This is a genomic window from Neorhizobium sp. LMR1-1-1.1 (genome assembly GCF_040675795.1).
GTDB classification, from domain to species: Bacteria; Pseudomonadota; Alphaproteobacteria; order Rhizobiales; family Rhizobiaceae; genus Neorhizobium; species Neorhizobium cellulosilyticum.
This window is the reverse complement of sequence record NZ_JBEGHE010000078.1, coordinates 1-549: the sequence shown is the minus strand read 5'-3', so window position 1 is coordinate 549 and position 549 is coordinate 1. Positions and strand designations below refer to the sequence as shown.

Below are 549 nucleotides of genomic sequence, written 5' to 3'. Positions count from 1 at the left end.
GTTCCACAGCTTCCTTAGAAAGGAGGTGATCCAGCCGCAGGTTCCCCTACGGCTACCTTGTTACGACTTCACCCCAGTCGCTGACCCTACCGTGGTTAGCTGCCTCCTTGCGGTTAGCGCACTACCTTCGGGTAAAACCAACTCCCATGGTGTGACGGGCGGTGTGTACAAGGCCCGGGAACGTATTCACCGCGGCGTGCTGATCCGCGATTACTAGCGATTCCAACTTCATGCACTCGAGTTGCAGAGTGCAATCCGAACTGAGATGGCTTTTGGAGATTAGCTCGGGATCGCTCCTTCGCTGCCCACTGTCACCACCATTGTAGCACGTGTGTAGCCCAGCCCGTAAGGGCCATGAGGACTTGACGTCATCCCCACCTTCCTCTCGGCTTATCACCGGCAGTCCCCTTAGAGTGCCCAACTGAATGCTGGCAACTAAGGGCGAGGGTTGCGCTCGTTGCGGGACTTAACCCAACATCTCACGACACGAGCTGACGACAGCCATGCAGCACCTGTGCTCCGGTCCCCGAAGGGAACACTACATCTCTG

Annotated in this window: 1 rRNA gene; it reads right to left on the bottom strand. The window is 57.4% G+C overall.

Annotation, left to right across the window (positions count from 1 at the left end):
- Positions 1-18: 18 nt before the first annotated feature.
- A 16S ribosomal RNA gene (locus MRBLMR1_RS28275) occupies positions 19-549 on the bottom strand; the annotation flags it as partial.